We start from the raw sequence: 4473 nt of genomic DNA, 5'->3' as shown, positions 1-4473 counted from the left end.
GCCGCCGCGACCGCGCCGCGCCTCCACGACGCCGAGGTGCTGCAGGCGTGTGACGGTCTTCGCCGCGTGCGTGTACGGCACACCGACGGCCTCGGCAACCTCGCGGGTGGTCAGTGGGTCGTCACCGTCTCTCACGACCGCCAGGCGCATGACGGAACGCAGCGCCAGGTCGGTGAACTTCGTCAGCCGCACAGCCAGGACGCTACCAAATACGCATAATGGATTCGTGTCTACTTACGACCATGGCTCTGTGGAGTGCGTCACCGGACGCCGAACGACGGACGGTGACACCTGATGGCGGCGGAAGACGGCGGCTTCCCCCGGCCGGCGGCCGGTCCGCCCCTCCCCCGGGTCCTGTGCGACATCGCGGAACTCCTGTCCGCCGGCGGCGACGCGCCGGCCGGCGCCCTGTGGAAGCTCGCGGAACCGGGGCGGCAGCTCGACGCCAACGTCGTGCGCATCCCCGCGGCGGGGCGGGTCGACACGCACACCGAACCGGACCTCGACGTCCTGCTGCTCGTCCTCGACGGTGCGGCGGTCCTCGTCCGCACCGACGGCGAAAGCCCCCTGCGCGCAGGCGTTCTGACCTGGCTGCCGCACGGCTCGACCCGTGGCGTCGTCGCCGGCCCGGACGGGGTGACGTATCTGACCGTGCACCGGCGGCGACCCGGCATGCGGATCCAGCCGCCGGACGCCGCCGACCGGCTCCGGCCCGGCGGCGCCTGAACCGTCGGACGCACGCTCGGCGCGCCGGTGCGGGCACTGTCAGACGTCCGTCGTGCACCTCGGTGACACGGTCGGCCGCGGCCAGATGGGCGTCGACTCCCGCATCGCCACCGCTACCGCCCTCGGTCTCATCCGGCGCTGAACCGAACGCCGGGCCGCGGCGGGTATCGCGGCTCTTTGTTGCGTCCGGCCGTCCGGGGGGCACTCATCCAGGGACCGAGGAGGAAACGGCATGGAGGACTGGCGCGGGTTCGCGCAGCAGATGGCGTCGTTGGCGCGCGATCTGCTGGCCCAGGAGTCGGTGAACGACACGCTGAGCCGGATCACCGGTTCGGCCAAGCAGCTGGTGGAGGGCTGCGACGCCGCCGGCATCCTCATCCTGCGCGGGAAGCAGGTGCAGTCGCTCGCCCCCACCGACCAGGTGGTGGTCGACAGCGACGAACTTCAGGGGCGCGTCGGGGAAGGGCCCTGTTTCGACGCCGCTCGCAGCTCCGACGGGCAGCGGCGGTTCCGGATCGCCGACTTCACGGACGAGGCACGGCGCTGGCCCAAGTACTTGCCCGAGGCACGCAAGCTGGGCCTGGGCAGCATGATGGGCTTCCTGCTCTTCACCGAGGACGAGGATCTCGGGGCGCTGAACATCTACTCGTTTCGGCCCGGCGCCTTCACCGACGCCAGCGAGACGGCGGGCTGGCTGCTGGCCTCGCACGCCGCGGTCGCCTTCTCCAGCGCCCGTACGCACGCGCAGTTGCAGGAGGCCATCGGTACCCGGCACACCATCGGCGAGGCCATGGGCATCCTCATGGGCCGGCACCGCCTCACCGAGGACCAGGCCTTCGCCACGCTGCGCCGGTACTCGCAGGACCGCAACGAGAAACTGCGTGACGTCGCCCGCCGGGTCTGCGAGCAGGGCGGCCTCCCCTGAGTGCTCGGGGCGCAAAATCGTCCGGGATTCAAACAGGCAACCGGCGTACGCCGGCGCGGCAGCGGGCACAAGTCAGCGGTGACCTTGGCTGACTTCCTCTTCACCGTGCTCGGGGCGGGTGCACTCGGGGCGGCCGTGCTGCCCCGGCTGGTGGCCGGGCGACCGCTGTCCATGCCGCTCGTCTTCCTCGCCTGCGGGGCCGTGCTGCAACTGCTGCCCACGCCGCTGCCCGAGATCGACCTGGTGCGCGACCGGGTGTGGGTGGAGCACCTCACCGAAATCTGCGTCATCGTATCGCTGATGGGTGCCGGCCTCGCGCTGAACCGTCCCCTCGGTCTGCGCCGCTGGCAAGCCCCCTGGCGGCTGCTCGGCATCACGATGCCCCTGACCATCGCGGCCACGGGTCTCCTCGCCTGGTGGCTGCTGGACTGGCCGCCGGCCGCCGCGCTGCTGCTGGCTGCCGTGCTCGCGCCGACCGACCCGGTGCTCGCCTCCGAGGTGCGGGTGGGCGCGCCCACCGACTCCGAGCACGACGAGGACGAGGTGCGCTTCGCGCTCACCAGCGAGGCCGGCCTCAACGACGGCCTCGCCTTCCCCGTCGTCATGGCGGCGATCGCGCTGACCGCGGCGGCGGGCACCGGCCTGTCCGGCGGCTGGGTCGGGCACTGGCTCCTGGTCGACGTACTGTACAGCTGCGTGATCGGAGTACTGGCCGGTCTAGCCGTCGGCAAGCTGCTCGGCTGGCTCTTCTTCCGCGCCGGCCGGGCGTCGGTGCGTCTGTCCGAGCACCGGGAGGGCTTCGTCGCCCTGGGCGCCACGTTCCTCTCCTACGGCGTCACCGAGCTCGCCCACGGCTACGGGTTCCTGGCCGTCTTCGTCACCGCCTGCCGCATCCGCGCCGCCGAACGCGACCACGGCTACCACGCCGTACTCCACGACTTCGTCGAGCAGGTCGAACGACTGCTCACCGCCGGGCTCCTCTTTCTCCTGGGCGTCTGTGTCGCGCAGGGTGCCCTGGCCGACCTGACCTGGCAGGGCGCCGCCGTCGGTCTGCTCGTGCTGCTCGTCGCCCGCCCGCTGACCGGCTGGGTCGCGCAGTTCGGCACGGCCGCCGGCCCTCGGGAACGCCTCGTGACCGCCTTCTTCGGCATCCGCGGCATCGGCTCGCTGTTCTACCTCGCCCACGCGCTCGGCACGGAGGGCTTCCACGTCCCGGCCGGGGAGCTGTGGGCCGTGGTGGCCTTCACCGTCCTCGCCTCCGTCGTCCTGCACGGGGTGACCGCCTCCCCCGTGATCCGCCGTCTCGACCGGCTGCGGCTGCTGAAGGCCCGCGACCGCCGGCTCACCGGGCGGACACCCGGTGAGGACGACGTGGCCGGCGAACGCCTGTGACCGTCACGCGCCTGTGACCGTCCGCGCGAAGAAGCAACGGAAAGTATGCGGTAGTTGAGCGAGATCCTTCTCAATTGGATCACGAACTCTCGTATAGTGATCGCCTGTTGCGTGCCGCGTGAAATCTTCCGGCACTCACGCGCCCCGAAGGACGACACGAGGGCCGTTCCGCGGCCTGGCGAGGACCCGATTGATGACCGCGCCCGCCCGCCCCGGCGACCGACCCGCTCCCCGTGCTCTCCTGGCCGTCGCCCTGCCCTGCGCCGTGGTGTCGGCGCTCGTCGTCGGCGGCGCCGTCGCCGCGGCACCGTCCTCGGTACGCGTGCCACTCGGCCTGGGCGCGAGCGCCGCGGCGCTCCTGCTCTGCGCGGCGGTGACCGTGGCCGTGCACGCCGTCCGCCGGGAACGGGCCACCCGCCGCCTGCTGGACGCGGCCCGCGCGGACGCGGCCGGGCTCGCCCAGGACCGGGCCCGGCTGGCCGAGCGGGCGGGACGGGAACAGGAGCGCCTGCGCGCGGAGGCCGATCGTGAACGGGCCCGCGCCGTGGCGGAGTTCGACCGGGATCGGGAGCGACTCGCGGACGGTTTCGAGCAGGAGCGGGTACGTCTTGCCGAGCAGCGGGCCCAGGAGGTCGCGCGCCTCACCGAGGAGACCACCCGACTGCGGGCGCGGCTCGACCGGGCGGCCGGTGAGCGTGCCGCCGCCGTCTCCGCGATGGCCAACGCGGCCGGCCGGATGCAGGCGCTGGCCACCGGGATGCTGGCCGACCTGCGTGCCATGGAGGAACGGCACAGCGACGAGGACGTCCTCGCCGACCTGCTCCACCTCGACCACCGCACCGCGCAGGCGGGCCGGCTCGCCGACTCCGTCGCCGTCCTCACGGGCGCCCGCTCCGGACGTCGTTGGGCGCGGCCCATCGGCATGGAGTCCATTCTGCGCGGCGCCATGGGACGTATCGCCGGCTACCAGCGGGTGCGCGTGCACTCGGCCAGCGACGCCGCGGTCGCCGGGCACGCCGCCGAGGGCGTCATGCACGCCCTGGCCGAACTCCTCGACAACGCCGCGAACTTCTCTCCGCCGACCGCCGAGGTCCACGTCTACGTCGAGGAGGTGCCGGCCGGCGTCATCGTGTCCGTGGAGGACAGCGGGCTGGTGATGGGTGAGGTGCAACTGCGCCGGGCCCAGCAGGCGGTGGCCGGCGAGTCGGCCGGGCTCGGCGGCCTGACCGGTACCCGGCTGGGCCTCTCCGTGGTGGGCCGGCTGTCTGCCAAGCACGGACTCAAGGTGTCCTTCCGGCCCTCCGCCCGCGGCGGTACGGGCGTGCTGATGCTCGTCCCCCAGGACATCCTGAGCGGTCCCGCCGCTTCCGGCGGTCCGGCGGCGTCCCCGCCACCCGCCACCCCGGCCGGCCTGCCGCGCACCCCCGCAC

4 protein-coding genes and 1 pseudogene are annotated in these 4473 nt (G+C 73.1%); 4 read left to right on the top strand and 1 reads right to left on the bottom strand.

The annotated features are described in order from the left end of the window. Positions 1-192, bottom strand: a pseudogene (nsrR, locus tag EBH09_RS34755) (nitric oxide-sensing transcriptional repressor NsrR); the annotation flags it as partial. A gap of 102 nt (positions 193-294) precedes the next feature. On the opposite strand from nsrR, the gene EBH09_RS34750 reads away from it, so the two are divergent. The 4 genes from EBH09_RS34750 to EBH09_RS34735 form a co-directional block, all read left to right on the top strand. Beyond that, the gene (locus EBH09_RS34750; protein ID WP_121750766.1) at positions 295-726 is read left to right on the top strand and encodes a hypothetical protein; all 432 of its coding nucleotides are present in this window, start codon (positions 295-297) and stop codon (positions 724-726) included. 232 nt (positions 727-958) lie between these two features. Beyond that, positions 959-1651, top strand: a complete 693-nt coding sequence (locus EBH09_RS34745; RefSeq protein WP_121750765.1) for a GAF and ANTAR domain-containing protein — start codon at positions 959-961, stop codon at positions 1649-1651. 78 nt (positions 1652-1729) lie between these two features. Further along, on the top strand, positions 1730-3043 hold the full coding sequence (locus EBH09_RS34740; RefSeq protein WP_121750764.1) for a cation:proton antiporter: 1314 nt from the start codon (positions 1730-1732) through the stop codon (positions 3041-3043). Between the two features lie 193 nt (positions 3044-3236). Beyond that, the coding region (locus EBH09_RS34735) for an ATP-binding protein (protein ID WP_153182763.1) at positions 3237-4473 on the top strand (1237 nt) is incomplete at its 3' end.

Origin of the sequence: Streptomyces sp. E2N166 (assembly GCF_003671715.1) — a bacterium.
Classification (GTDB): Bacteria; Actinomycetota; Actinomycetes; order Streptomycetales; family Streptomycetaceae; genus Streptomyces; species Streptomyces thinghirensis.
This window is presented reverse-complemented; position numbering and strand designations above follow the sequence as displayed.